This window comes from Vibrio sp. 1249-1 (genome assembly GCF_033340495.1).
Genome location: NZ_JAWOWJ010000321.1, coordinates 1 through 840, shown reverse-complemented (window position 1 = coordinate 840; position 840 = coordinate 1). Strand labels below are relative to the sequence as shown.

1 pseudogene is annotated in these 840 nt (G+C 48.9%); it reads left to right on the top strand.

Annotation, left to right across the window (positions count from 1 at the left end):
• Positions 1 to 840, top strand: a pseudogene (locus tag R7Z50_RS26120) (glycoside hydrolase family 92 protein); the annotation flags it as partial.

Genomic DNA, 840 nt, shown 5'->3' with positions numbered 1-840 from the left:
GACACAACCAACATTTATGAAGGCGGTGACACCAACCCTGCACTGCCGGATATTCCTGACGGCGGCAAGCCAGTATGTCCTCCAGTTGGCGATGGCGACTGTGATGACAAGCCAAACCCAGAAACACCTGAAATCGACATGGGCGTTCATATCCCGGTAGATTTCTCCGATATGGACGTAACACGCTACGTCAACCCATTCATCGGCACAGGTAACCTAGGCAACACCTACCCTGGTGCAACCACACCACACGGCATGGTGCAGCTTTCTCCAAACAACGGTTCTAACGGCTGGGAATACATTTCAGGCTACTACTACCACGACGCACGTACTTCCGGTTTCTCTCATACCCACCTTTCCGGAGCTGGTGCTGGCGACTTGAACGACATTCTCGTCATGCCAATCAACTCGCGTTCGGATTACATGATTGATGAAGGTTCGGCAACGCTAAACCTAGAAGCGTCTCGCTTCCAACATCGTGACGAGCAAGCGACAGCAGGTTACTACAAAGTCGATCTATTGGATTACGACATCAAAGCTGAGTTGACGGCGTCTGATCGCGTTGGTGTCCATCGTTACACCTTCCCTCGTGATGAGAAGTCAGAAATCATCGTGAACACTGGCTTCAAAATTAACTGGGACTACACCTCAGATTCTTACTTGAAATGGGACAAAGACAATAACCGTCTAGAAGGTCACCGTTTCTCAGATGGTTGGGCACCAAGCCAAAAAGAATTCTTCGTGATGGAATTCGACCAACCAATCAAAAACGTTCGCTTTGCTTACTATGATAAAGAGCAAGGTCGTTACATGGACGTGCCAGAAGGCATTACAGAAATC